The sequence below is a fragment of the Clostridium omnivorum genome (genome assembly GCF_026012015.1).
Taxonomy (GTDB): Bacteria; Bacillota; Clostridia; order Clostridiales; family Clostridiaceae; genus Clostridium_AX; species Clostridium_AX omnivorum.
Map to the genome: position 1 here is coordinate 2941044 of NZ_BRXR01000001.1, position 25586 is coordinate 2966629.

23 protein-coding genes are annotated in these 25586 nt (G+C 31.6%); 17 read left to right on the forward strand and 6 right to left on the reverse strand.

The features are described from left to right. Nucleotides 1-7 precede the first annotated feature (7 nt). The 3 genes from bsdE14_RS13870 to bsdE14_RS13880 are packed head-to-tail and all read left to right on the forward strand — an operon-like array spanning nt 8 to nt 2150. On the forward strand, nt 8-343 hold the full coding sequence (locus bsdE14_RS13870) for a hypothetical protein (protein ID WP_264850558.1): 336 nt from the start codon (nt 8-10) through the stop codon (nt 341-343). A gap of 10 nt (nt 344-353) precedes the next feature. Next, nucleotides 354-1115, forward strand: a complete 762-nt coding sequence (locus tag bsdE14_RS13875; protein WP_264850559.1) for a spore coat protein — start codon at nt 354-356, stop codon at nt 1113-1115. Between the two features lie 12 nt (nt 1116-1127). After that, a complete protein-coding gene (locus bsdE14_RS13880; RefSeq protein WP_264850560.1) occupies nt 1128-2150 on the forward strand; it encodes a CotS family spore coat protein in 1023 nt (340 codons plus the stop codon). Between the two features lie 57 nt (nt 2151-2207). On the opposite strand, the gene bsdE14_RS13885 is transcribed toward bsdE14_RS13880, so the two are convergent. Beyond that, nucleotides 2208-2888: a Crp/Fnr family transcriptional regulator gene (locus bsdE14_RS13885; RefSeq protein ID WP_264850561.1), complete on the reverse strand. Its 681-nt coding sequence runs from the start codon at nt 2886-2888 to the stop codon at nt 2208-2210. 124 nt (nt 2889-3012) lie between these two features. Between bsdE14_RS13885 and bsdE14_RS13890 the strand changes: the two genes are divergently transcribed. From bsdE14_RS13890 to bsdE14_RS13900, 3 genes are all read left to right on the forward strand, one after another. Beyond that, nucleotides 3013-3789 carry an ATP-binding protein gene (locus tag bsdE14_RS13890; RefSeq protein WP_264850562.1) on the forward strand — a complete coding sequence of 259 codons (777 nt, stop codon included), beginning with the start codon at nt 3013-3015 and terminating at the stop codon, nt 3787-3789. 365 nt (nt 3790-4154) lie between these two features. Next, nucleotides 4155-6284, forward strand: a complete 2130-nt coding sequence (locus tag bsdE14_RS13895; protein ID WP_264850563.1) for a sensor histidine kinase — start codon at nt 4155-4157, stop codon at nt 6282-6284. 317 nt (nt 6285-6601) lie between these two features. Next, nucleotides 6602-8362 carry an LTA synthase family protein gene (locus bsdE14_RS13900; protein WP_264850564.1) on the forward strand — a complete coding sequence of 587 codons (1761 nt, stop codon included), beginning with the start codon at nt 6602-6604 and terminating at the stop codon, nt 8360-8362. A 20-nt stretch (nt 8363-8382) separates the two neighbouring features. On the opposite strand, the gene bsdE14_RS13905 is transcribed toward bsdE14_RS13900, so the two are convergent. Continuing rightward, nucleotides 8383-9135, reverse strand: a complete 753-nt coding sequence (locus bsdE14_RS13905; protein ID WP_264850565.1) for a TIGR03915 family putative DNA repair protein — start codon at nt 9133-9135, stop codon at nt 8383-8385. An 18-nt stretch (nt 9136-9153) separates the two neighbouring features. Continuing rightward, the gene (locus tag bsdE14_RS13910; protein WP_264850566.1) at nt 9154-10464 is read right to left on the reverse strand and encodes a putative DNA modification/repair radical SAM protein; all 1311 of its coding nucleotides are present in this window, start codon (nt 10462-10464) and stop codon (nt 9154-9156) included. Nucleotides 10465-10704: 240 nt separating this feature from the next. Here bsdE14_RS13910 and bsdE14_RS13915 point away from each other — a divergent pair, with 240 nt between their 5' ends. The 3 genes from bsdE14_RS13915 (at nt 10705) to bsdE14_RS13925 (ending at nt 13818) form a co-directional block, all read left to right on the forward strand. Next, complete coding sequence (locus bsdE14_RS13915; protein WP_264850567.1) at nt 10705-11481, forward strand: YdcF family protein; 777 nt, start codon at nt 10705-10707, stop codon at nt 11479-11481. A gap of 59 nt (nt 11482-11540) precedes the next feature. Next, on the forward strand, nt 11541-12350 hold the full coding sequence (locus bsdE14_RS13920; RefSeq protein ID WP_264850568.1) for a VanW family protein: 810 nt from the start codon (nt 11541-11543) through the stop codon (nt 12348-12350). Between the two features lie 91 nt (nt 12351-12441). Further along, nucleotides 12442-13818 (forward strand): MATE family efflux transporter, encoded by a 1377-nt coding sequence (locus tag bsdE14_RS13925; protein WP_264850569.1) that lies wholly within the window; start codon nt 12442-12444, stop codon nt 13816-13818. A gap of 82 nt (nt 13819-13900) precedes the next feature. Here the strand turns inward: bsdE14_RS13925 and bsdE14_RS13930 are convergent, their stop codons facing one another. Continuing rightward, a complete protein-coding gene (locus bsdE14_RS13930) occupies nt 13901-15028 on the reverse strand; it encodes a glycosyltransferase family 4 protein (protein ID WP_264850570.1) in 1128 nt (375 codons plus the stop codon). Between the two features lie 152 nt (nt 15029-15180). On the opposite strand from bsdE14_RS13930, the gene bsdE14_RS13935 reads away from it, so the two are divergent. The 5 genes from bsdE14_RS13935 to bsdE14_RS13955 all read left to right on the forward strand — a co-directional run bounded on the left by bsdE14_RS13935 (nt 15181) and on the right by bsdE14_RS13955 (nt 19625). Next, nucleotides 15181-16185 (forward strand): CotS family spore coat protein, encoded by a 1005-nt coding sequence (locus tag bsdE14_RS13935; RefSeq protein ID WP_264850571.1) that lies wholly within the window; start codon nt 15181-15183, stop codon nt 16183-16185. Nucleotides 16186-16297: 112 nt separating this feature from the next. Continuing rightward, a complete protein-coding gene (locus bsdE14_RS13940) occupies nt 16298-17125 on the forward strand; it encodes a PRD domain-containing protein (RefSeq protein WP_264850572.1) in 828 nt (275 codons plus the stop codon). Nucleotides 17126-17245: 120 nt separating this feature from the next. After that, on the forward strand, nt 17246-18106 hold the full coding sequence (yabG, locus tag bsdE14_RS13945) for a sporulation peptidase YabG (RefSeq protein ID WP_264850573.1): 861 nt from the start codon (nt 17246-17248) through the stop codon (nt 18104-18106). Between the two features lie 143 nt (nt 18107-18249). Further along, nucleotides 18250-19197 carry a metallophosphoesterase family protein gene (locus bsdE14_RS13950; RefSeq protein ID WP_264850574.1) on the forward strand — a complete coding sequence of 316 codons (948 nt, stop codon included), beginning with the start codon at nt 18250-18252 and terminating at the stop codon, nt 19195-19197. A 275-nt stretch (nt 19198-19472) separates the two neighbouring features. Further along, on the forward strand, nt 19473-19625 hold the full coding sequence (locus bsdE14_RS13955; RefSeq protein WP_264850575.1) for a Spo0E family sporulation regulatory protein-aspartic acid phosphatase: 153 nt from the start codon (nt 19473-19475) through the stop codon (nt 19623-19625). Between the two features lie 89 nt (nt 19626-19714). On the opposite strand, the gene bsdE14_RS13960 is transcribed toward bsdE14_RS13955, so the two are convergent. Beyond that, entirely contained in the window at nt 19715-20794 is a 1080-nt protein-coding gene (locus bsdE14_RS13960) for a methyl-accepting chemotaxis protein (protein ID WP_264850576.1), read from the reverse strand. Between the two features lie 342 nt (nt 20795-21136). Here bsdE14_RS13960 and bsdE14_RS13965 point away from each other — a divergent pair, with 342 nt between their 5' ends. Then, nucleotides 21137-21781, forward strand: a complete 645-nt coding sequence (locus bsdE14_RS13965; protein ID WP_264850577.1) for a FlxA-like family protein — start codon at nt 21137-21139, stop codon at nt 21779-21781. Nucleotides 21782-21969: 188 nt separating this feature from the next. On the opposite strand, the gene fba is transcribed toward bsdE14_RS13965, so the two are convergent. Then, a complete protein-coding gene (gene fba, locus bsdE14_RS13970) occupies nt 21970-22833 on the reverse strand; it encodes a class II fructose-1,6-bisphosphate aldolase (protein WP_264850578.1) in 864 nt (287 codons plus the stop codon). Nucleotides 22834-23257: 424 nt separating this feature from the next. On the opposite strand from fba, the gene bsdE14_RS13975 reads away from it, so the two are divergent. Further along, the gene (locus bsdE14_RS13975) at nt 23258-23494 is read left to right on the forward strand and encodes a Veg family protein (protein WP_264850579.1); all 237 of its coding nucleotides are present in this window, start codon (nt 23258-23260) and stop codon (nt 23492-23494) included. A gap of 394 nt (nt 23495-23888) precedes the next feature. Beyond that, on the forward strand, nt 23889-25451 hold the full coding sequence (locus tag bsdE14_RS13980; protein ID WP_264850580.1) for a DUF3794 and LysM peptidoglycan-binding domain-containing protein: 1563 nt from the start codon (nt 23889-23891) through the stop codon (nt 25449-25451). Nucleotides 25452-25586: the final 135 nt, after the last annotated feature.

A 25586-nucleotide genomic window follows, 5' to 3' on the forward strand; every position in this document is an offset into this window, starting at 1 on the left:
GGAAATTATGAGCAAGGACAATGAAAATAATAAGATGCTGAATCTTAATATAAAACAAGCCAGAGCAGACAACTTAAAAGCTCTTAATGAGATGGAGGAGCTAAGTATCATAGTTCCTGGTGGAAATACTGAAGAAAATATAAAAAGTGGAGACGAAGATTATAAATATGATGAATATGATATTCAATTAGATGATTTAAAAGAAGCTGTAAAACAATTAAAGAAAATTAAGAAGAAGAAAGAAAAAATAGCTAAGCTTGAAAGAGAAAGAGATGAAATGCTTAAAGAAATAGATGAAGCAAGTAAAAAAAATAAAGATAAAAAACGACGAAGAAGAAGGTAGGGGGGGTATAATGATAACATTAGAAACACCAGACTCCTTTATTGGCTTTTTAAATTCTAAAGGGATTATTATATCAAAAGGATTTGAAGAAACAGTACTCTATTATAATATAGATGAAGCAAAAGCACTAGAGCAGCTTTATGCTATAGGTGAGTTTCATAAAAAAACTATAGGCTATAAGTCTATAATTGAAAGAAACTTTGAAAATAGAACAGGAAAACTAATAGAACAATATAAGTTCTACTTAAAAAAGTCTAAAAGATTGCTTAAAGCGTTATCTGAGAAAGATGAAGTAAATGCATTTGAGAAGCTTATGATGGACTGTGGTGATAATTTCATAAAAAGAGCTGAGAACTCGCTAAAGGATTTGAACAGATGTGGCTATATAGATATTATAAAGAGAAGTATGAGAAGAGGCGAAATCTGTTTAGAAAATACAGATTTTAATAACATTAGAAAGAGAGACTATTTGGAGGTAATTGACATAAGTAATTGCAGCTATAATATTGTAGAAATAGATGCTTTTAATTTTTTAAGTAAGCTAAAAAAGAAGAGTATAAAACTAGATTACAGTTATCTCATAAAAGAATTTTGTAAATGCGAGGATTTAGACGATAATAGTGTTGAGTTTATCATGACTTTACTAAATTATCCATATAATTTTATGAGGTGTTGCAATAGATATAAAGAAAGCAAGAAGAATTGGACAATAGAAGAATATATTGAAAAAATGAACAAAGCTATGATTAAAGATGAGGAAATATTTAGGTAAAGAGGTGAGAAAATGCAGGATGGAAAGTATGGGGATAGAAAATATCTTGCCAAATATGATTTATCAGTTGAATTATTTGAAAGGTTTGGTATTAAGGTAAATGATGTAGTCCCTGTGAGAAATGTTTTCATAATTTCAAGTGATAAAGGAAATAAAGTTTTTAAAAAAGTAGATTATAGTATTGAAGAACTAGAGTTTATAAATAAAGCAATAGAGTATGTAAAAAATAAGTTTTCAAGGATTATGAGCTTTGAAAAGACTGTGAATGGTGGAATTTATACATTGTGGAATAACGATGTATATTGTGTTATGGATTTAATCGAAGGACGAGAATGTGATTATAGTAATCCAGTAGATATAGCAATTACTTCAAAGGCATTAGGCGAATTGCATAGGGCTTCAGAAGGTTTTAGAACCGATTTAGTTTATAAAAACTTAAGAGGTAATACAATCGAGGATTTCAAAAGAAGATATGAGGAAATGGGTTTCTTCAAAAACATAGCGCAGCTTCATGAATATAAGACAGAATTTGATGATATTTTTCTTGGAAATGTAGATTACTATATGAAGGAAATAAATAAGAGTATTAAACTTTTGGAAGCTAGTCCTTATTATAAGCTGTGTGGTGAAGATGATAAAATAGCACTTTGCCATCATGATTTGGCTTATCACAATATATTGATAAACAATGAAGAGGCTTATTTTATTGATTTTGATTATGCTATTGTGGACCTTAAAATACATGATTTATGTAATTTCATATATAAAGCTATTAAGCATTCTGCCTTTGATATGGAAAAAGCAGATATTATTATAGAGAACTATTGTATTAAGAATACTTTAGATAGAAAAGAATTAGAAGTGCTCCATGCGCTGCTTGCTTTCCCACAGGACTTTTACACAATATCCCGAGATTATTATACTAGAAGGAAAGAATGGGAAGAAGAAGTTTTTGTGGATAGATTTAATAGAAAGCTGGAATTCAAGGAAGATAAAGAAGAATTTTTAGAAGAGTTTTCAAGAAAATACAAGTAGGTGCATAAAGCCATGCTTATTAATATAAGTATGGCTTTTTTAAGTGTATGGAGTTTATTAAAGGATATCTTTAATACCCTCTAGATCTACTATATTTATTACATTTTTATTGTAATCTATAAAGCCATCTTCCTTAAGTTTGATTAGCTCTCTAGATAGTGAAGGCCTTTGCACTCCGAGCTTATCGGCCCATTCTTTTTTAGTAATAGTGAGTTTTATGCTGCTGCTCTTTTGGCGTGCGTGCTCAGATAAAATATATTGGCATATTTTTTGTCTGATTGTTTTCAAAGTTACTTGACCTAATTTCATATTTAAAAGCATAGCTTTATTTGAAATAATTCTAAGATACTCATATAAAAAGCCGCTATTGCTTTGACACAGACTTACCACTGCATCCTTTTGCATATGGAGTACAACGGCAGTGCTTTTAGATAAAACATTTATTGGATAAGTATTTCGGTCACTGAAAATGAGCATTTCTCCAAAAATTTCTCCTTTGCTAAATTCAGCTATGGAGAGTACTTTACCCATTGGGTCTATATTTTGAATTTCTATTTTACCTTCAAGAAGAATATTAAGAGTTTTGCACTCATCGCCCTCTGAAAAGATTATATCACCTTTGCTATAGCTTGATATTTTGTATGGAATTCTGCTAAAAAGTTCTATTAAGTTTTCTTTGGTAAAGCTTTTAAATAAATTGATATCTTGAAGTATAGATATATATTCATTAATGTTCATAATTTTTGCCTCCAGTTTCGGTAACCCATGTTACTGAAATACTATTAAGTTTTAAATATAATTATAATATAAACTTATTAAATATTCTATAATAGTATTTAATTATATAGAGGGAGAGGATATTATGACACTAAGAAAGATAGTTCAGATTGACGAGAGTAAGTGTAATGGCTGCGGTTTGTGTATACCTAATTGTGCAGAAGGAGCTTTAGAAGTAATTGATGGAAAGGCTAAACTTGTAAAAGATATATATTGCGACGGACTAGGTGCATGTTTAGGTCACTGCCCTATGGATGCAATTACAATAATTGAAAGAGATGCAGATGAATTCGATGAAGAAGCTGTAGAAGTAAGAATGAAAAATGCTGAACAAAAAGAAGAAGTAAAATTCATTAATAATCCATCAGGTGATGCTAAGAGAGCATTTGCTCAAATGCATGCTACAGGGGGTGGATGTCCTGGAAGCAGAATGCGGGTTATAAATAAAAAAGAAAGTAAGGATGAGCGTAAGGTAAAGATTGAATCAAAATTGTCCCAATGGCCAGTTCAGCTTAAACTTGTTTCAGCAAGTGCGCCTTACTTCTACAATGCTGACTTACTTATAACTGCTGACTGTGTACCTTTTGCCTATGCAAATTACCATAATGACTTTTTAAAGGATAGAGCTGTAGTTGTAGGATGTCCTAAATTAGACGATATTGAATACTACACAAAGAAACTTGAAGAAATAATAATAGTAAATGATCTTGAAAGCATTACAGTCCTTAGAATGGAAGTTCCATGCTGCGGTGGAATGTCTATGGCTGCTAAAAGAGCTAGAGATAATTCTGGAATAAATATACCTATAAAGGTAGTTACCATAAGCATTGAAGGAGAAATATTAGGAAAAGAATATATTTAGAACAGAACTTAAATAATAAATACAAAAACCCCGCAAAATAAAAATAAAACAAATCACAACTTAATAACACATAATTCACAAATAATCCACAAAAAATGACAAGTTATGCACAACTTATTAACAGCTTATTTCCCAACACTATATGAAATAAATCTCCTTATTTTAACAAAGTTGCAGAATTATACTTAAAAAATGCAGAAATTAGGAGGAATTTTTGGAAAGATATAGAATATTAGTTATAGATAACTTATTAACAAAGGGTTAACAAGTCATGCACAGCTTATTTAGAGTTATGCACAGGTTATCAACAAGTTGTGCACAAGTTGTGTTAATATAATCATGGTTATTTTGCGGGGGTAATGAAAATGGAAATCACTAGGCATTTTAAGCTGGAATTCAGACTACTGCACGGACATGTGGATTTGAAACAATTGTTAAAGGTTTTTATAATAGTATTAGTAATAATCAATATTACACTTGTAGGCTTTAAAAATTATTTTTTTTATCATATGACAACAGAAATTTTTAGTGTATTAATTGCTTATGGTATTTTTATTATTGCAATAAACACTTATGAAAATACCAGAAACAAATTTGTTATGTTTTTAGGCGTAGCTTTTTTAGTGGTGGGTACTTTTGATCTCTTGCATTTAATGACTTGGGAGGGCTTGGAGCTCTTTGGGAAACATAACGTTATAAATATATCTATGCAGCTTTGGATAAGTGCGGGATTTATTCAAGCTGTGTCCATGCTTTTATGCTGCTTGATTATTTACAAACCTATCTCACTTAAATTACCTCTAGTAATATTACTTTTATTATCAATTTTTATGATAGAAGCAATTTATGTTTGGAACATATTTCCTAACTGTTACATGCGCAGGCAGGGCATTACTCCATTTAACATTGGTAGTGAAATTATTATAGTATTATTATTTTCTGTTTCAGCAATAATATTTTTTTTTACTAGAGATAGACTACATAATTATGTAGTATGGAATTTAATATTTTCAATTTTATTTGATATTTTATCTGAATTGTGTTGTACCCTCAGATTTGAACTTCCTACAAGTTCTAATGTTTTTAGTCATCTTTTTAAGGTTATTTCTTTTTATCTTCTATATAAGGCTATAGTTCAAACCACCATTAAGGCCCCATACAAACTTTTAATAAATAAATTAAGCAGTACAGAGAATGAACTTCAGCAAAATAAAATGGAGTTAAATAGCATCAGTGAAAAGCTTTCTCTTGAAAGTATTGAGAAAAATAAGATGGAGAAGGCGCTTTTGATTAATGATGATTGCTACGACATGTTAATTGAGAACTCTGATGATTCTATATTTGTTCACAGCGAAGGAAATATAGTTTTTGTTAACTCCAGAGCTGTGAAGTCCATGAAATTCCATGATAAACAAGAAATGGTTGGAAAGGATGTATTAAACTTCATTCATCCTTTATATGTAGAAGAAGTAAGTGAAGCATTAAAGAATATTTATTTGGGAAAAAACATAGTGAAGCCATTAAGGACGGTAATATTAGCATCAGATAGTGAACCTATATATGTTGAAGTAAGAGCTACAAATTTTATATACAAGCGTAAGCCAGCAGTTTTGTGTGTAATTAGAGATATTACCACTGAAAAACAAGTTCAGGAGCTTAAGGAAAACGCAGAGAAGAGTTCAAAATTATTAAAGGAAACCTTAGAACATAGCAGACTAATAAATGAGTTTACTGCTAATTTGGCCCATGAATTTAGAACTCCTTTAAATGTAATGCTTGGATCGATACAAATATTACAGTTATATGAAGATGCAGTTAATAAAGATAAGAAAGAAAAATATTATAAGTATTTGAATACATTAAAACAAAATACCTATAGATTGCTAAGACTAGTAAATAATATTGTAGATATTTCGAAAATTGAAGCTGGGTTTTTAGAACTTCATCTTGAAAACCGTGATATTATAAGCGTAGTAGAGAATATAACTTTATCTGTAGTGCCGTATGTAGAAGCTAAAGGAATAAATTTAATTTTTGATACTGATACGGAAGAAAAAATAATGGCCTTTGACCCTGATAAAATGGAGAGAATTATTTTGAACTTGCTTTCAAATGCTGCAAAGTTTACTGAAGCGGGTGATGAGATATTAGTTGATATAGAAGAAATGGAAGAATCAATAGTCATTAAAGTCAGCGATACTGGAAGCGGTATCTCAGAGGAAAAAATCAAAGAAGTCTTTCAGCGTTTTAGACAAGTTGATAAATCGCTTATAAAAAATAGTCAAGGAAGTGGAATTGGGCTATCACTGGTTAAATCCTTAGTAGAGATGCACGGTGGAACTATTGATGTACATAGCAAATTAGGAAATGGAACGGAATTTATTATAAAATTGCCTGTAAAACAAATTCCTGAGTGCAGTACAAATTATGAGGTGAATTTAGGACAGCCTAATATTGAAAGAATTAGTATTGAGTTTTCTGACATATATTCATAGACAAAAGAGCCTGAGGGGGTGCCCTTAGGCTTTTTATTATTGCAAGTATGAATGAAGTGCAAAATCACACAAAATAGTTACAGTTTGTTAACAAAGTCACAATCAAACCGACATAAAGAAGTATCATAATTTAAAAGGATAAACTACTTATTAAAAATAAGTATTGAGAGACTTTCACGTAATTAGGAGTGATAAAGTTGATTTTCAAGTTATATAGCAATAAAATTTCGCTAAAAAATATAAAAAAAATTTGCATAAGCTCTATAATTTTTTTTGTTATATCAATTGTAACAAATTTCATACTGGAGTATATTCAGATGGAGCAAAAGTTTCAGGATACAATTAAGTGGATAAATCTAGATACCAGAAATTTTATTCTTGGAACTATTCTAATATTCATATTTTATATTTTAATTATATGTTTAGTTGGAAATTTATACATAGGGGGAATTATTTCAATAATTTCATTTTCCCTAATTGGTTATTCAAATATGAGAAAGCTGGATATGTTAGGAGAACCATTATATCCAGTAGACTTTTATCAGATAACGCATATAAAAGATTTATATAAGATGGCTGGTGGACATAGTATATTAATAATTATCATTTTGTTATCTGCAATATTTTTTATTTCTGCACGTATTGTAAGGAAGCTACCTAAAATAACTTTAAGTTGGATTTTTAGAGCTACAACTATTATGTTTTGTATAGCTATGATTTATTCTTATGCAAACTTTAGTAAAAGTTTTCTAAAGAAGTTTGTAGAAAAGTCCGGCATTGATGTTGTACTATGGAATCAACCTGTAAATTACAGCGAAAATGGATTTGTATTTGGCATTTTATCTAATCTTCAAACAAAAGTGATGGATGAGCCAGAAGGGTATAGTAAAGAAAGTGTTTTAAAGATTGCGGAAAAATACAAAGCTGAAGCTGATGCTATAAATAAAGAAAGAACCGCTAATTTATCAGTAAAGCCCAATATAATCTTTGTAATGGACGAGACTTTTTGGGATCCTACTAGATTAAATTATTTAAATTTTAGCGAAGATCCTATGAAAAATATAAGAAGTTTGAAGTCACAATATAGTTCGGGATGGCTGTTATCTCCAAGTTTTGGCGGGGAAACTGCAAATGTAGAATTTGAAGCTCTTACAGGACTTTCAATGTACAATAATATTCAGGGATCTGTACCATATCAGCAGGCATTGGATAAAAAGCAGGGGTTTCCCTCAATAGTAAGTATATTGGAAGATCAAAATTACGATACCGTAGCCGTTCATCCATATAACAAAGTGTTTTATAAAAGGGATAAGGTTTATTCAAGCTTAGGTTTTAATACATTTATTAGTGAAAGTGAAATAAAATATAAAGATGTTTTCAGTAAAGACTCGTATATTACAGATCAATCAGTAGTAAATCAAATTGTAGACTTATTAAAAGAAAAAAATAAGCCAGTTTTTATACATGCAGTTACAATGCAAAATCATATGCCTTTATTTGAAGACAAGTATGGCGGCAATTCTATATCAATTTCCTCTAGTGCTGATATAGGGGAAAATAATGTTAAGGAATTAGAAATTTATTCAGAAGGAATTAAAAAATCAGATGAAGCAATTAAAAATTTAGTTGATCAAGTATCAAAAATTAATGAACCAACTATACTTGTTTTTTGGGGTGACCATTTACCAGCTCTTGATAGTGTTATATATGAGCAATGGAAGAATTCAAATAAACAGACTTTTGAGAATGATAGAGTCTTGGGAGAAACTCCCTTACTTATATATTCAAATTTTAATTTAAAGAAAGATGAATTAAACACAATAAGCCCAGCTTTTTTAGGTGTATCAATTTTTGATATTATGGGAAGCAAATTATCTCCATACTATGCAATGTTGGAATCAATTAAATCTGAGCTTCCAGGATTAAGATACAATGTTCTTGTGGATTCAAAGGGTGACCTAAAGAGTAAGCTAAGTGAATCAGAAAAAAATATGCTTAATGACTATAAAATGATTCAGTATGATTTATTGATGGGGAAGCAATATTCCATGCCAATACTCTTTAATTCTAATAAATGATTATGCTATAAAGAGTAAACTTAAGAATCTGGTGCTTTCTCGGTTAAGTGCTTCCAGTAGCGCTTAGGCATATGCATTTTCTGAAGTTTAGGATTAATCCTGTTTTCTACTGCTATATTATTAAAATAATCAATCCAAAGTTTTTGATAAAATTCATTTTCAATACTTAAACTAAGTGCTTTCCCTTGATCTTTACTTATGGATGATATAACCCATTGGCTGCCATTATACATGGCAGCCAATTCTCTTTTTAGATCATGTATAATCCATTTTTCATTACTTAATCTTTCTGCAAAGTGAGGGGCTATTAGAGTAAGAATATTATGATCGGGTTCTATTGCAGAATAATATAGATTATTTTTTATGCAATCAAATCTTACAAAGCCAACCATGCGATGAGCTTCATTGGTAACTTTTTTGCAGATATTATCAATTCTTAGAACTGTATCATTGTGCAAGTGCAAATCAACTTTAGAGCCTAGTTTAAAACCAAGTTTAATATATTCATAAATTAAGAAGCTAGAATGTTCAACTTCGGACAAATAGGCATAAAATATGTTTTGCAGTGCTTCCTCAGAAATTTTGTTTTTTATAGCAGTGTATACCTTTGAAGCTTTTAATTCGTCTGTAGTAATAAATATTGGCTCTGTAAGGAGAGTGAATATAAAGTCTTCCTTAGGTACAATATCTTCTGGTTTATTCTTAGTATAATAAGCTTCATATACAGAGGTTAAGAGCCCATGGAAGCTTCCATCATAAACATAACATATCATAAATTACCACCTTCCTTTTTATATTTCTCCAGTAATGCTAGTAAAAGAATCTTTAGGTATGTAGATAGCCGGAAGTTCAGTAAAAAATGTAAGCTGTTCAAATTTAGGTGATTCATACAGTAATTTTGATGGTTTATCAATAAGTCTACTTCGTATGTCAGTTTCTCTAAGTACTGTATCACCATAATACCTTCCTTTGCAGGTTATAAAGTACTGAGCTCTCTTAAGAACTACTCCAAGCTTTTTTAAATCATAAAAATCCAAGGAATGAACTCTTCTTGCAGCAGTTATTCGTTTTACAGATCTTACTCCAATGCCAGGTATTCTTAAAAGCAGCTTAGGTGCGGCTGTATTAATTTCTAGAGGGAACATATGTATATTTCTAAGTGCCCAATCTGTCTTAGGATCTAAGGAAGTATCAAAATTAGGGCTTTTTTCATTTAAAAGTTCATCAGCCTTAAAATCATAAAATCGCAGGAGCCAATCTGCTTGATATAATCTATGTTCTCTTAGCAGAGGAGGATTTTTTACCTGGGGAAGCTTTGGACCTTCATTTACAGGTACATAGGCAGAATAATATACTCTTTTCAAATTATATCTATTGTAAAGTCCTTCTGATAATTTCATTATTTTTAAATCTGTATCAGGAGTAGCCCCAATAATTAGCTGAGTGCTCTGTCCAGCGGGAACAAAAGCAGGTGCACTTTTAAAATATCTTTTTTCATCCTTATATATTGCAATTTGGTTATCAATAAAGGACATTGGTTTTATAATGCTTTCTGCTTTCTTTTGCGGGGCTAGGAGCTTTAAGCTCTCACTAGAAGGCAGTTCTATATTTACACTCATTCTATCCACAAGCTCACCAGCACGCCGAATTAAATTTTCGTCTGCTCCCGGAATTGCCTTTAGGTGAATATATCCATTAAAATTATATTCGTTCCGTAATTTGTCTACGGTAGATAGCAGCAGTTCCATGGTGTAATTAGCATTTCTAAAAATAGCTGAACTTAGAAATAACCCTTCAATATAGTTTCGTTTATAAAAGTTTATAGTAAGACTTGCTACTTCCTCGGGGGTAAAAGCTGCTCTAGGAACATCATTTGTTGCCCTATTAATGCAATAGGCACAATCATATATGCAGTAATTTGTAAGCAGTATCTTTAAAAGAGATATACACCTTCCATCTGCTGAAAAGCTATGACATATTCCACTTTCACTGGCATTTCCTAAGCCGGAAGGAGTGTTTTTTCTATTGCTGCCGCTAGAAGAACAGGATACATCGTATTTTGCAGCGCCTGATAATATTTTTAGCTTTTCCTGTATATCCATAATTTTTTCTCCTTTAAAAATTATTGAACTTTATTTAATAAAAATGAGTCTATTATATATAAATATCATTAGGATAATTATCTAAATAGTGATTATCTTTATTTTAACAAACATATGTTCGTGTGTAAACATAAATATATAATTTATTATTTATTACCTATTATCTCTTACTTTTTATGTATACGTGTATTTGAAAAATTATGGTAAGATATTATTGTATGATGAATGGGAGTGAATTTTGTGAAGTTTAATTCAAAATTTTATGGTACTGCGTCAATTATTTTAGGTGTAATATGTATTGTATACTCTATTTGCAGCTTTCTTTTTAGAGTAACTTTTGCTAAGTTTTATACGTTACTTGGACTTTTATTTATAATACTTGGAATGATGATTTTATCCGGAATATATAGAGAGTTTATGAAGAAACATAAGAAAGTTTATAAGGCTTTTAAAATTATAATGTTATTATTTATTGTTTCGCTAATTGCTATTGAAACCCCCATTATATATTATGGATTTAAAAAAGATAAGGATACTGCTAACTATATAGTTGTGTTGGGTGCGGGACTTTGGGGAGAAACACCATCCTTAGCCCTTATGGAAAGACTTGAGGAAAGTACAAAGGTTATAAAGGAAAACCCTAGTGCAAAAATTGTAGTATCAGGAGGTATGGGCCCTGGAGAAACTATAACCGAGGCAGAAGCCATGAAAAGATATTTAGTGAAAAATGGCGTTGAGGAAAGCAGAATAATTAAGGAAGATAAATCAGGATCAACTTCTGAAAACATGGAATTTACAAAAAAAGCAATTGAAGCTATCGATGATAACAAGAACATAAAGATTCTCATAATAACTAACAACTTTCATATGTTTAGATCTAGACTTTTAGCAAGTCATTATGGCTTTAATGCCTATGGAAGTCCAGCTGCCTTGCACCCATTACTTGTGCCTTCCTACTACGCAAGAGAATATATGGCTGTGATAAAAACTTTGATTTTTGATATTGCTTTAAAATAGAATTTTATTAGTTTCTCTGAGTAGATAATTTTAGATTATTATGAAACAAGGGGATTAAGATGCATAAGAAATTATTAAGCCAAAGACATCCAGTATTTTATTTTCTGGCAGTTTGGTATAGACGTATAATTAGATATAAGCAGTGGTACTTTAATTCTATTAAGTTTGCAAAGGTAAGGGATTTTAATAAACTACCATATAGAGTCATAAAGCATCAGTCAGTTTTAATCAGAAAATTAGGGGATAGTGATGTGCAGCTACAGCTTAATAAGGTTGAGAACTTAAAGATAGCTATAAAAAAGATAGATGGAATTATCATAAGACCAGGTGAAGTTTTTTCGTTTTGCAAAACTGTTGGGCTTCCAACAAAATATAAAGGATATCTTCCTGGAATGGAGCTTTGTTTTGGTGAAGCGAGACCGGGAATTGGAGGAGGATTGTGCCAAATTGCAAATCTTTTGAATTGGCTTGTAATACATAGTCCACTTACTGTAACAGAGAGACATCACCACAGCTTTGATCCATTTCCTGATAACGGAAGGGTGCTTCCCTTTGGTAGTGGCGCTACTATATTTTATAATTATGGTGATTTTCAGGTGAAAAATAATACAAGCTATACATTTCAAATAAATCTTTGGATGACTCAAAAGTGTTTAGAAGGTGAGCTTAGGATAAATGAAGAGCTTGACTTTGGATACCATGTATTTGAAAAGAATCACAGATTTTTAAAAATTGAAGATAATTATTATAGACAAAATGAAATCTGGCGAAATAAGATAGCCAAGTTTGAAGGTGGTAGAATTTTAGATACTGAGCTTGTTGCTAAAAATTTTGCTTTAGTAAAGTATGTCCCTAAAGAATTAAAATAGTAATAGTGTTATGGCTCTGCTTTTTAAAGCAGGGCTTTTATAGTATAATTAAATGGTCGAAAAAATCAGATTTTTTTTGAAAGAGGTTGTTATGGAAATTACAAAAGATTACTCAAGTTCGAAAATACGAAAAAAAATATTTTCTATGATTCTACCAATCACTATTGAGAGTGTGCTGCAGATGATTGTAGGCTTTGTATCCATGGCTATGATTGGAAGAATAAGTGCTATTGCGGTAGGTGCTTTAGGACTTAGCATGAGAATTACTCAAATAGTGTGGGCATTATTTAAGGGAGTAACTACAGGAGCATCTGTGTTTGTTGCCCAAGCTCATGGCGCACAGAATTATAAAAAACTTAGACAAGTAGTACAGCAAACACTGCTTTCCACTATAATATTAGTAATATTACTCCAGATAATAATTTTTTGGAAAGCGCCGGTCCTTATTCTTAACCTTTTTCATCCTAAAGAAGACTTACTTCAAAGTGCAGTTACATATTTAAGGGTAGTGTCATGGGGACTTCCATTTATGGCCATTATGCTGGTAGTGGCTGGAGTACTTCAAGGTACAGGAAATGCAATGACTCCAATGCTCATAACGTTATTTATGAATATAGTAAATGCTAGTCTAAGCTTTGTATTTATATTTGGAAAGCTAGGAATGCCAGCAATGGGTATTAGAGGAGCAGCATTAGCTACAATTATTGCTCAGTTTATGGGAGCAATGGTTGGACTTTATGTTTTATTCAGTAGAGGTGGAATTTTAAATTCTCTATTTAATAAAAAATTATTTAATTTAGATATAAGACAAATTGGGGATATATATAGGGTAGGAATGCCGACAGCTTTTGAATCAATTTTCTGGCAGATAGCTGCACTAATTATAACTAATGTAATCCTTTCCTTTGGGGAAATACCTTTAGCAGCTCACCAATTAGGACTTCAAGCAGAATCTATATCTTACATGCCTGCTGCGGGTTTTGGAATAGCAGCTACTACTTTTGTGGGGCAAGCACTTGGGGCAAAAGATAAAAAGCTTGGAAGAGCGTATTTAAAGGAAACTCTAAAAGGAGCTATAATAGTGACATTGGTCTGTGCTTCCTTGTTAATTTTCTTTCCTCAATTAGTAATGAAGATTCTAACAGATGATATGGAGGTTATAAAGCTTGGAGCAAAGTACCTCATAATTATGGGGATTGTACAATTGCCTCAAAATGTTTCTGGTGTACTCAATGGGGCACTTAGAGGAGCAGGCTATACTAGAGTGCCAATGATAGTAGCAGGTATAGGGCTTTGGGGAGTAAGAATACCACTTTCGCTGCTTTTTACTTATTACTTTCATATGAATATAATTGCGATTTGGCTAGTTATGGGCGCAGATCTTATAGTAAGATTTTTCCTAAGCTTTACATTATATAAGACTAGAGCAATATTTGAAAGAGATGTTTTATTAGAAGAATATAATTAATAAAAGGCAGTATGTGCCAACCGAAACGTCCCCGTGACACAGTTTTAAAGCAGAATTCATTTTGAATTCTGCTTTATTATTTCTATAGATTATTTATTGTTTTGCCATAGGCTATTAAAGTATTCGCTGCAGTATTATTCCAAGTAAGCTCGGAACTTCTTGCAAGGCCACTAAGAATTAATTGCTGCCTTAAGTCATAGTCAAGAAGGGCTCTATACATGGCTTCGCAAATGCTATCTACATTATGCGGATCAATAAATAATGCACAGTCTTTAATAATCTCTGGAACTGAGGTTGCATTAGATGCTATAACAGGTACCCCGCAGGCCATTGCTTCAATAGGAGGAAGCCCAAATCCCTCATAGAAGGAAGGGTATACAAAAAGCTTTGCAGCGTTATAGAGCTCTGGAAGATGCTCTAAAGGGATGAAGCCCGGAAAGATAACACTATCCGATATATTTAAATCCTCAGCTCTCTGTTTATAAATGCTATAGGATTTCCCCTTCTTTCCTGCTATTACAAGCTTTAAGTCTTTTTTATAAACTTCTTTAAGCTTACTAAAGGCTTCAATAAGCCCTACTATGTTTTTTCTAGGGCTAAAGCCACCAATATATAATATATAGTCTCCTTCAATGGAGTAATGAGTCTTTATATGCTGCGAGCATTCTGCTTTATCTAAAGGACGATAGATGTCCTCAGCAGCTAAGTAGGTTACGAATATTTTTTCTTTAGGAAAATTAAAAGCTTCAGCGATATCATCCTTTGAGAAATTTGATACTGTAATTATGCCATCACAGCGCGATACTATTTTAGGCATTTCTTCTGAAAATATCCTAAGATAATTTTCACCTACAGTCTCAGGCATTTTGTATGGGATAACATCGTGAAGGGTGATTATAAAAGGGCAGTCCTTGGCTTCTGGAAGCCCTACGCCATTTTGAGGAACGTGATAGAGTTCTATGTCCTTATCCTTTAGTATGTTTGGAATATTTACTTCGTCCCAAAAGCTGCTTTGATTATTTTCAGTTATACTTCTTACTTGAAAATTTTTATCCAGCCTAATATCGCTGTTGCAGCTTTCTGGCATGAAGAGCAAATAATCATTTTTCTTATCAACTTTGCTCAATGATGAAATAAGCTGATAGGTATAGGTACCAATTCCTGTTCCTCTGTACCACTTGGCAGCTCTTCCGTCGATTCCTATTTTCATATGCATTTCCTTTCAAAATAGCTATAGTTCATTATATTATGTCCCTATTAAAAGTGTTAAAAATAATTCTAACTTTAATGTTGCCTACATATAAATTATATAGGGGCTTTAAATAATAGCTGATTAATTTGATAAGGAGGGCGGTGATAAAAATGATGAGAGAATTTGAATTAGAAAGGCAATTTGATATTGAGATTGAGAGCATAAAGCCTAATAAGGGAGTCTATCTTCTGAAGACAAATAAGGGGCTAAAGTGTTTAAAGAAGATTAATTATGGAACTCAAAAGCTTTTATTTGTCTATGGAGCAAAGGAACATCTTATAAATAACGGTTTCCCAAATGTTGATAAGTATTGCCTAAATATAGATGGAAATCCTTATGCCTTGGTAAATGAGGACATTTATACCCTTTCTGAATGGATAGAAGGTAGAGAATGTGATTTTTATAATAAAGAGGAATTAAGCATGGCCGCTAAGAAGCTTGCATATCTGCATATTTCCTCTAATGGTTATGAACCACCAGAAAATAGCAAGCTAAAAAGTGATTTGGGAAGATGGCCACACCTTATGGATAAGAGAATAAAATCTTTTGATAAAATGAGGGACATGGCTAGGAAGAAAAATAACAAGGGTAGTTTTGATTTGAGCTATATAAAGGGTGTGGATTTCTACAAAGAGCTTGGAAAGAGAGCATTAAAAGTAATTGATAGCTCTAATTATATGGAACTTTGTAGTGTGGCAGATGAAGAAAAGGGTTTTTGCCATCATGACTATACTTACCATAACATAATCATTGATAATAATGGAGAATTTAATATTATTGATTTTGATTATTGTAAGAAAGAAGTAAGGGCTTATGATATATCAGCCTTTATGATTAAGGTTTTAAAGAGAGTGGATTGGGATATTGAATATGCCAAGCTTATTATCGACGCTTATAATGAGGTAAGTCCATTAAAAGCTGAGGAATATAGGGTTTTATTTGCCTTTTTGCTTTTTCCACAAAGATTTTGGAGACTTTCTAATAGATATTATTACAATGAAGTAAATTGGGCACAAAACACATTTAATAAGAAGATTGAAGACCTTATTACAGAACAAGATAATTATATCAAGTTTATAGAAGAGTTTAAAAAGGTTTATGAACAAAAGGAATGATTATGATTTGGCATAAAAGTCATGTAGATATAATATTTACATGACTTTTACTTTTTATAAATTAGTGTATAATATATATTAATTAGTCACTTTCGGAGAGTAAAGAGGTATTATGGTATATTATAATGTGAAAAAAGTATTGAACAATAATGTAGTGATAGCTGTAAAAGATAGTAAAGACTACGTACTTGTAGGCAAAGCCATTGGTTTTGATTTTTCTAAAAATATGGAGGTTCCCCAGGATAGAGTTGAAAACCTTTTTATTAAGCAGACTCTTACAGCAGAGGAAAACTATAATATAATACTTGAAACTATAGATAGTAAAATTGTTGGCCTTTCAGAGGAAATTATTAACTTGTGTGAAAAGGAATTGCAAACCAGGCTGAATGATGCAATACATATTTCTCTTCCAGATCATATAAACTTTGCAATTAGAAGAATAGAAAAGGGAGTTGCTATTGAAAATCCTTTTTTAAGCGAGCTTAGAGCTCTATATCCAAAAGAATATGCCCTAGCTGTAAAAGCTTTACATATGATAAATCATAGTGTTATTACTCAGCTCCCTGAAGATGAGGCAGGATTTATATGTCTTCACATACGTGCAGCCATATCCGAGCAAAGTGTAACAGAGCCCTTGGCATATACAAAGAAAATAGGAGAAGTTATGGAGCTTATATGTAAACTCCTGAAAAAAGAATTTAGTAAAAATTCCTTAGAATATGCTAGAACTGTAACTCATATTAATTTTATGCTTGAAAGGGTTTTAAGCGGAAAAACAATTAAAAATTATATTTTAGATACAATTAGAAGTGAGTTATATAATGAATTCGACTTAGCTATAAAGGTTGCAATAAAAATAGAAGCTCTTTTTTCGGTTAAGCTACCGGAAGATGAGGTGGGATATTTAGCACTTCATCTTAAAAGACTTTCAGAGTTATAATATAGTTAAAATATTAAAGAACTTTTGAGATGGTTTAATTAAAAATACCATCTCTTTTTTGCACCTAAAAATGTATGTCTTCATAGAATATATTATCAATCAATATGTGGAGATGAGAACATGCAGATAGGTGATATAGTTGTCAGAAAATCCTATGGTAAAGATATAACTTTTAAAATAATTGATGTAAAAGAAACCGAAAATGGAATCGTGTATACTCTTAAGGGTATAAATTTGCGAATAATCGCAGATTCTCCAATAGAAGACCTAGAACGAATAGAGGATGAAGGCAATGTTGAAAATGAAAAAATATTAAATAGAAAAGTAAATGCCTGCATAAAGAACATAATGATAGGTAGAATGAACATAAGCAAGGCATATAGAAGCCCAAAACCAGTAAATACAAAAGATTTGACCTTTGGTAGACCTGGTAAAATACTCCATATTGATGGAGATGCAGAATATTTAGAGGTATGCCTTAAGGTTTATAAGCAACTAGAGTTAGATGTTGTAGGAAAGGTAATTCCAGAAAAAGATCAACCTAAGCAGATACTAGAGCTTGTAAAGCAGGTAAAGCCAGACATAGTTGTAATAACAGGTCATGATGCTGTTACAAAGGGAACAAAGGATTTTATGGATATAAATAACTACAGAAACTCTAGATATTTTATTGAATCTGTAAATGAACTTAGAAATTATGAACCAAACTATGATGACTTAGTAATTTTTGCTGGAGCTTGCCAATCTCACTATGAAGCAATACTTGATGCTGGTGCAAACTTTGCAACCTCACCCAACAGAGTTTTAATCCACTGCCTTGACCCAGTATTTGTTTGTGAAAAAATTGCATATACAAATATTGAAAGGGTAGTTTCCATTCAAGAAGCCCTCGAAAATACTATTACAGGTACAAAAGGTATAGGTGGATTACAGACTCGGGGTAAATACAGAGAGGGATTTCCTAAGTCACCCTATGCATAAGTGAAAACAATTATTGTTAAGGCAACTTCGTAAGAGGTTGCCTATTTAATTTTGTAAGGAGCTTAATTGCATCTCAAAAATACTATACTCAGTCGTTTTTTATATATGCTTACATATACTAATAATATAATTTAGTGGGGGGGGTGAAAATTATTAAAAACATACTAAATAATATTGTAGCATTTTTTAGGAAGCTTTTTATTAGGCCTTACAAAGAATTTCCTCAAAAGTTTGACCTGAAATTTAATAGTAAGGGTGAGTTTAAAATAATGCAACTCACTGACATTCATCAGCATTCTGAAATAGACTTGCCAACAATTAACTTAATATCTAGAATAATTGATGATGAAAGTCCCGATTTAGTAGTGATTACAGGTGACAATATAGAAGGTACTGCGTGCATTACAGAAGAGGGAGTTAAGAAGGCTATAGACAGTATTGCAAGAGTTATGGAGGATAGGAAAATACCTTGGGCAGTCACCCTAGGGAACCATGATTGCGAATGCAAGGTAGGTAGGGAAAAGCAAATGGAAATATACAAGCAATACCAATACAACCTCAGCCAAAGTTATTCTATGGCTTTTGAAAAAGCTGGGGATTATAATATACTGATAAAGGATTCCAAAGGGATGAGCCCTGTTTTTAATATTTATTTACTTGATTCAGGGGACTCAACACAAGATTATATAAATAAACACCAGGTAAGTTGGTACAAAAATACAGCATTTAATTTAAGGCATAGATATAACAAGGTTATTCCAGCAATAATGTTTTTTCACATTCCTCTAAAACAGCAATTTAAAGCATGGCAAAATCGAATTGATGGAGAGCGTAACGAAGAAGAGTGTATACAATCAATAGATTGCAAATTTCTTGATGAACTAATAAAAGTGAAAGATGTTAAGGCAGTGTTTTGTGGGCATGATCATATCAATGATTATTATGGAAAGCTCAATAATATTATATTTGGTTATGGAAGAAAAACAGGATTTAATAATTACGGTAAAGAGGGATTTAAAAAGGGTGCTAGGATTTTCATTCTAAATGAAGGTAATCCAGGAGAATTTAAAACTTACGAAGTATTGGAATAAAATATATGTCTATAATAGGGTAGTCTCTTTTAGAAGGCTGCCCTAATAATTAACTTAGAATATACAATTATATAGTAAAATGTACACTGCTTTGAACAGATAAAGTAGCAGTAGTTGAGGATACTGATAATCTAGCTTTACCATCTGAATCTGAAAATGTAAAAATCTGACGAAAAAAGAACTAAACTAAATATTGCGAAAATTCAATGCTAGTCCACCTGATTAAGATACAATATAAAAGGCTGTTGAAATTTATTTTGAGGTGAGGAATTTTAATGGAGGAAAAAATTATATCCGTAAGAACATTATTGGACAACCTAGTATCAGAGGATAATACGGTTTTAAGCGCAGGTAAAATACTGGAAGTTAGCAAGCAACTTGACATATTAATAGCTGAATATTATAAAGAAAGTTCTATAGTAATTTAGAACTTTCTTTTTTTGTATACCAATGTTAAGCATCTCCTATCAAGGTTTATAGAGATTATAACATGCAGTTGTAAGTTTTTCCAACTGCTCTATAGCTTTCTTTCGGCCATACTCATAAGGCTTGAACTTATTTCTCTTAAGCTGTCAAGCATTTGTGCAATATTTTGATTAGAAAGGGATTGCTCTTTGGCAATTACATTACTCTGCTGAACATTTGTTAATACAGATTCAACAGAAGTACGGAATTTATTTAAAAGATTATCTATATTTTGAGCAGAGTTTTTACTTTCAGAAGCTAGCTTTCTTACTTCAGAAGCTACAACAGAAAAGCCGCGACCATATTCACCAGCCCTAGAAGCTTCAATTGCTGCATTTAAACCTAGAAGGTTAATCCTTTTCGCAACATCTGTAATAATTTCTAATATAGCAGAAGTGTTTTGAACTTCATCATAAGCTTTATTAGCTATATTAGCAGTTTTCTGGCTGGTTGCTGCTAATTCTTCAGAAGAAGCTGTTAATTCTTCCACAGCTGCAGCTGCTTCTTCAATAGCTTTATATAAATCAGTGGAATAATTATATATTTTTTCAGACTTTTCTTTTTCTCTAGAACGTTCAACTTCCTGAGCTTTCGCTATTTTTATTGCTTCATTTATTGCTCTTTTAATAGAAGCTTCTTCAGAATCAAGTGCTTCAACTTCCATGCCGTATTTTTTAGCTATTTCTAAATCGATTGTAGTAGCAACAAGTCCTTTTACTCCTGAGTTGAAAAATTCAAAAGCTAAATTTTCAAATTCTTTAGGTTCAAAAGGACGTAATAATATAAGAGTCTCACCAAGCTTATATTCCTCAATTCGGTCTCCAATAAGCTTTGAGGATGCTATTACTGCTATTTTATTTATACCTTTAGAAGTAAGCTTTTGAACTGGTTTTAAAATGTCGTGTATAGAAGAAGTTATTTCTACTACTGGTTTATTTGTAAGCTCCATCAAAACCTTTGAAGATCTGCCTCGACTTATAAAAACCTCAATATTAGGGTGCTTATTCACCACTGCTTGAATTTCTGAGGATATACTAACTACAATAGGAATTTCTAGACCCATTTCAGCTGTAACCTGTGATGCTAAGTCTGCCATTTTCTGTGATACAGCTACGAAAAGTATATTATCCATAAATATCTCCTTATGATTTATAAAATAAATGTATTTATTAAAATAATTATTCTACATTAATCTATAAGAACCTTTTCATAGTGTGTATTTTTCGTGTTCTTTATAGCGTAAGGTCCAGCCTCTATGGGCTTTATATTGCTTTATCATGCAAAGTAAATAGTACATTCTATCTATGAGTATATTTGTTTTGTAATATTATGAGCAGAAGCAGATGGTTTATGGTAAGTATTATATTTATTTACAAAATCAAGACGTTATTATAATAATATGTTATAATTACCTTGTATTCTAATTCGAACTTGTAAAAAGTATAAATGCAATTTGAAATTAGGGGTGGAATTTATGAAGGTTACTAGTGTTGATTCAAACTCAAATATGAATGAAACAACATTTAAAAGCGATAATATTATAAGTGAACTAGAAAAAGTAAAGGCTAAATTACAAGAACAAATACAAAAAACTTACGAAAGCAAGGTTGACGATAAAGTTAAAAAAGACAGAATTGATGAGCTAAAGGATGAAATTCAGCAAATTGATATGCAAATACAGCAAATCCAAGCAGATCGACTTAACAAAAATCAAAAAAAAGATGAAAAAGGCTCAAAGGATAATTTATCCATTGAAAAAAATAAGGATAGACTAGAATTGAGTACTGTAAATGATTTAGTTAAAGTTAATTCTACCTATTCCTTGGTAAAGGTAATTAATAAAACAAAAAGTAGTTTTGAAGGTAAAAGCAGAATATTAAAAATGGAAATCAAACTAGATGGGGCACGTGGACTAAGTGATGATGTAAAAAGAGACGAGCTCAGGCAAGTAGTATCAAAAAATCGTACTTTAGAAAAAAAGTTAGGAGAAAAGTTACATAAAACACAAAACGAAATTAATGAAGTATCTGAAAAAGCAGCTAAATATTCTTCTGAAGAATACTGGAAGAAAGAAAATGAGCGTATGGAAGATTATAAGAAAATTGATATAATTGTTTAATATATATAAAAATAAAATGAACCCTCGCGATTGGGTTCATTTTTTATATATTTAAAATAGGATACTCGGCAAAGTATCTCAACTGCATTATAGCATGATAAATGCTCCTATTCAATGACATTAATAAATATGATGAAATAAAAATAAATACAGCCACCTAGCATAAACTAAGTGGCTGTTTAAATTAATTAAGCTTGATTAACTGAACCGAAAAGTTCCATTTTTTCTTTAACTGTAGCTTTTATTGCTTCAAAGCCAGGAGCTAATAATTTACGTGGGTCAAAGCCCTTTCCTTGTAAATCCTTACCTGCTTCGATATATTTACGAGTAGCTTCTGCAAAAGCTAATTGACATTCAGTATTAACGTTGATTTTAGCAACTCCTAAAGAGATAGCCTTTTTTATCATGTCTGCTGGTATTCCAGTACCACCGTGTAAAACTAGTGGAACATCACCAGTAGCATCCTTAATTTTAGCTAGTGCATCAAAGTCTAGTCCCTTCCAGTTTGCAGGATATTTTCCGTGAATGTTTCCGATACCAGCTGCTAGCATAGTTACGCCTAATTCTGCTATTCTCTTGCATTCAGCAGCATCTGCAATTTCACCAGCACCAACAACTCCGTCTTCTTCTCCACCTATTGAACCAACTTCTGCTTCAACAGAAATGCCCTTTTCTCCAGCAATTCTTATTATTTCCTTTGTCTTTTCAATGTTTTCTTCTATTGGATAATGAGAACCATCAAACATTACAGAAGAAAAGCCAGCTTCAATTACTTTTAAAGCTCCTTCATAGCTGCCGTGATCTATATGTAAAGAAACCGGAATAGTGATGTTAAGGTCTTTAATTAAACCATTAACCATTCCTACAACTGCATTATATCCACCCATATACTTTCCAGCACCTTCGGAAACTCCTAGGATAACTGGGGAATTGTTTTCTTGTGCAGTTAATAAAATAGCTTTAGTCCATTCAAGATTATTAATATTGAATTGTCCAACTGCATATTTGCCTTCTTTAGCTTTAGTAAGCATTTCTTTAGCTGAAACTAACATTGTATCAACCTCCATAATTAAAAATTATATATATTTTTTTCACTAAATATTATTATAACTTAAAATTGTTAAAAGTAAAACAAAATTGAAAGAATGCCTGAAAATAAATTCATATGACGAGTATATTTATAACTTAGAATAGTTTTTGTAAAAAATAAGCCGATCTAATATTTATATTAAAGGCAGTATGCATAAAATATTCTGGAAGTTCTGCATATATAAAACAAAAGCGGAAACACTATAGTTGTACTTATATGGTTTGCAAAAAAACTTCAAGTAATAAGTATAACTTGAAGTTTAATTTTATGTTGTTTACAAAAAATTAATATTGACAAAACACTTTGTTAACTGATAAAATAATAGGTTTATTTGACATTTATATGATTTGGATTTATAATTAAAATGTGGAAAGAGGGTGTTATATGTGGAAAAAGGAAATGTACTATCTACAATTAAAAGAGACATCGAAAGCCATGTTGGTGAAAAGGTGACTCTAAAAGCCAATGGGGGTAGGAGAAAAGTACTAGTTAATAGAGGCATTATTGAAAAAACCTATCCAAGTATTTTCGTAGTAAGATTAGACACCGACGCCCACAGGACAGTGACATATAGTTATTCAGATGTGTTAACAAAGACGGTTCAACTCGTCTTCGCAGGATAAAGCGATACTATTAATTTAGTATCGTTTTTTTATGTTGTTAAATAAAAGATTCGATTAATAATAAAAAAATATACTAAAAATGGTAGGTAATTTATTAGAAATAAAAAAAGAAAGATGGTGGGTTCCATCTTTCAACTATGGTATAAAAGGGTATTGAGAATTTATGAGAGGTTATATGGTCAATAACCAATTCCTATGTTACATCAAATTTTATCAGATGTCAACATATTTCGTGAAAATTATGACGAAAGTTGTAAAATAATAGCATAATTAAGAAAAAACAAATGGATAAATCAAATCAATAATATAGTAGAAAAACATTAATTTTTTATCATATTTTCATAGTAATATCTATATAAATTAATAGTAGGTATTATTATGGGAGGGATACGTAATGGCTATAGATCTGGTTAAAGAGAATATAGAATGTGAACAGCTATTAGGGGAAAATTTTACAGACAGCGTTATAAAAGCTGAATATGTGATTCCAGATACTCATCCTGATGTTTATCAGGTTTTAATGTTGGAAGCAAAGCCTTTTATAACAAACAAAGAAGTTATGCAAGACAAGGTCTTCTTGGAAGGGCAAATCGAGTATAATGTGCTTTACCTAGCAAGAGAAGAAGAAAACAGTGGTATTTATAATGTTACCTATACTGGAAAGTTTTCAAACAACGTGGACTTATTAGGGGCAGGTCATAAAATGCCTTGTGAAGCTGAGTGCTTTGTTGAACACATTGAACCTGTAGTAGTAAATGAAAGAAAGATTGCTATTGAAGGCGTTGTAAAATTAAAGGCTGGAGTTTATAGAAACTATGACTTTGAAATGATTAAAGACATATCAGGGGTAAGAGATATCCAGCTGCTTAAAGATGGTGCATCAGTAGACAAGGTTGTAGGAAATGTAGATGGCGATTTAATAGTTAAGTCTCACATTCAAATTCCTATGGATAAGCCTCAAGTAGGGACTGTTCTAAAATGCGATATTAACTTGCATAAAAAGGATGTAAAATTATTAGAAGGCAAAATTCAAGTAGGTGCTTTTGCACATGTTGAGCTGCTATATAGGGGAAAAGATACTAGAGAAGTATGTTATGTAGAGGATGATGTTTTCGTTAATAAGGAGCTTGATGCTGAGAATATAGATTCAACCATGGATAACTATACTGATTTTAGAGTTGAGGCTATGGAATTTGATGTTAAGGAAGACGACTTAGGAGAAAAGAGAATAGTTGATGTAGAGGCTTTAGTAAAATCAAACACTAGAGTAATGTATAAGGCCCACATGGATACTATTGAAGATGCCTATTCACCTTCTATGACAATGAACATGACCAAAAAGGACTATGAGCTCAATGTAATGCATGGACAGTCTACAGAGGAAGCTATAGTAAAAGGAAACATAGAGCTTTCACAGGATATGCCAAGACCAGTAGCAATAATAATGACAAATGGAAGAGTATGTGTTACTGATAAGAAAATAGTTGAAGATAAGGTAGTTGTAGAAGGTCTTTTAAATGTTGACGTTCTATATAGAACTGCAGATGAGGATAAATATGTATATACTGTTTATGAAGAAATTCCATTTAGCTGCGGTGTAGATATGGCAGGGGCTAAAATAGATATGCAGAGCACAATTAGAGCAGCACTTGAGAGTATAGATGCTACTATTGAAGCTAATACAATTGGTATAAAGGCTATAATTGAAGTTTATGCTAGAGTTAACTACACAACTCACAAGGACTTTTTAGTAGACGTAGTTCCAATGGAAGGAGATGTTCCAAAGAAGAAGGCCAGTATTACAATATATGTGGTACAAAATGGAGATAATCTTTGGAAAATCGCAAAGAGATATAATACAACAATAGATAATTTAATGAAAGTAAATGAATTGGATAACCCAGAGGCTGTTAGTGACGGACAGACTCTTATTATTCCAGGAAGAGCAGTAATATAAAATGGGTTAAAAAGATAGATAGCTTATTCAGCTGTCTATTTTTTTGTGCCCTCATATAGGTAGAGTTTAATGAATTATGAATTTGATTAGTTTTAATTAAATGGATTATAAGTAAAAATTTTCATCTTGATAAGG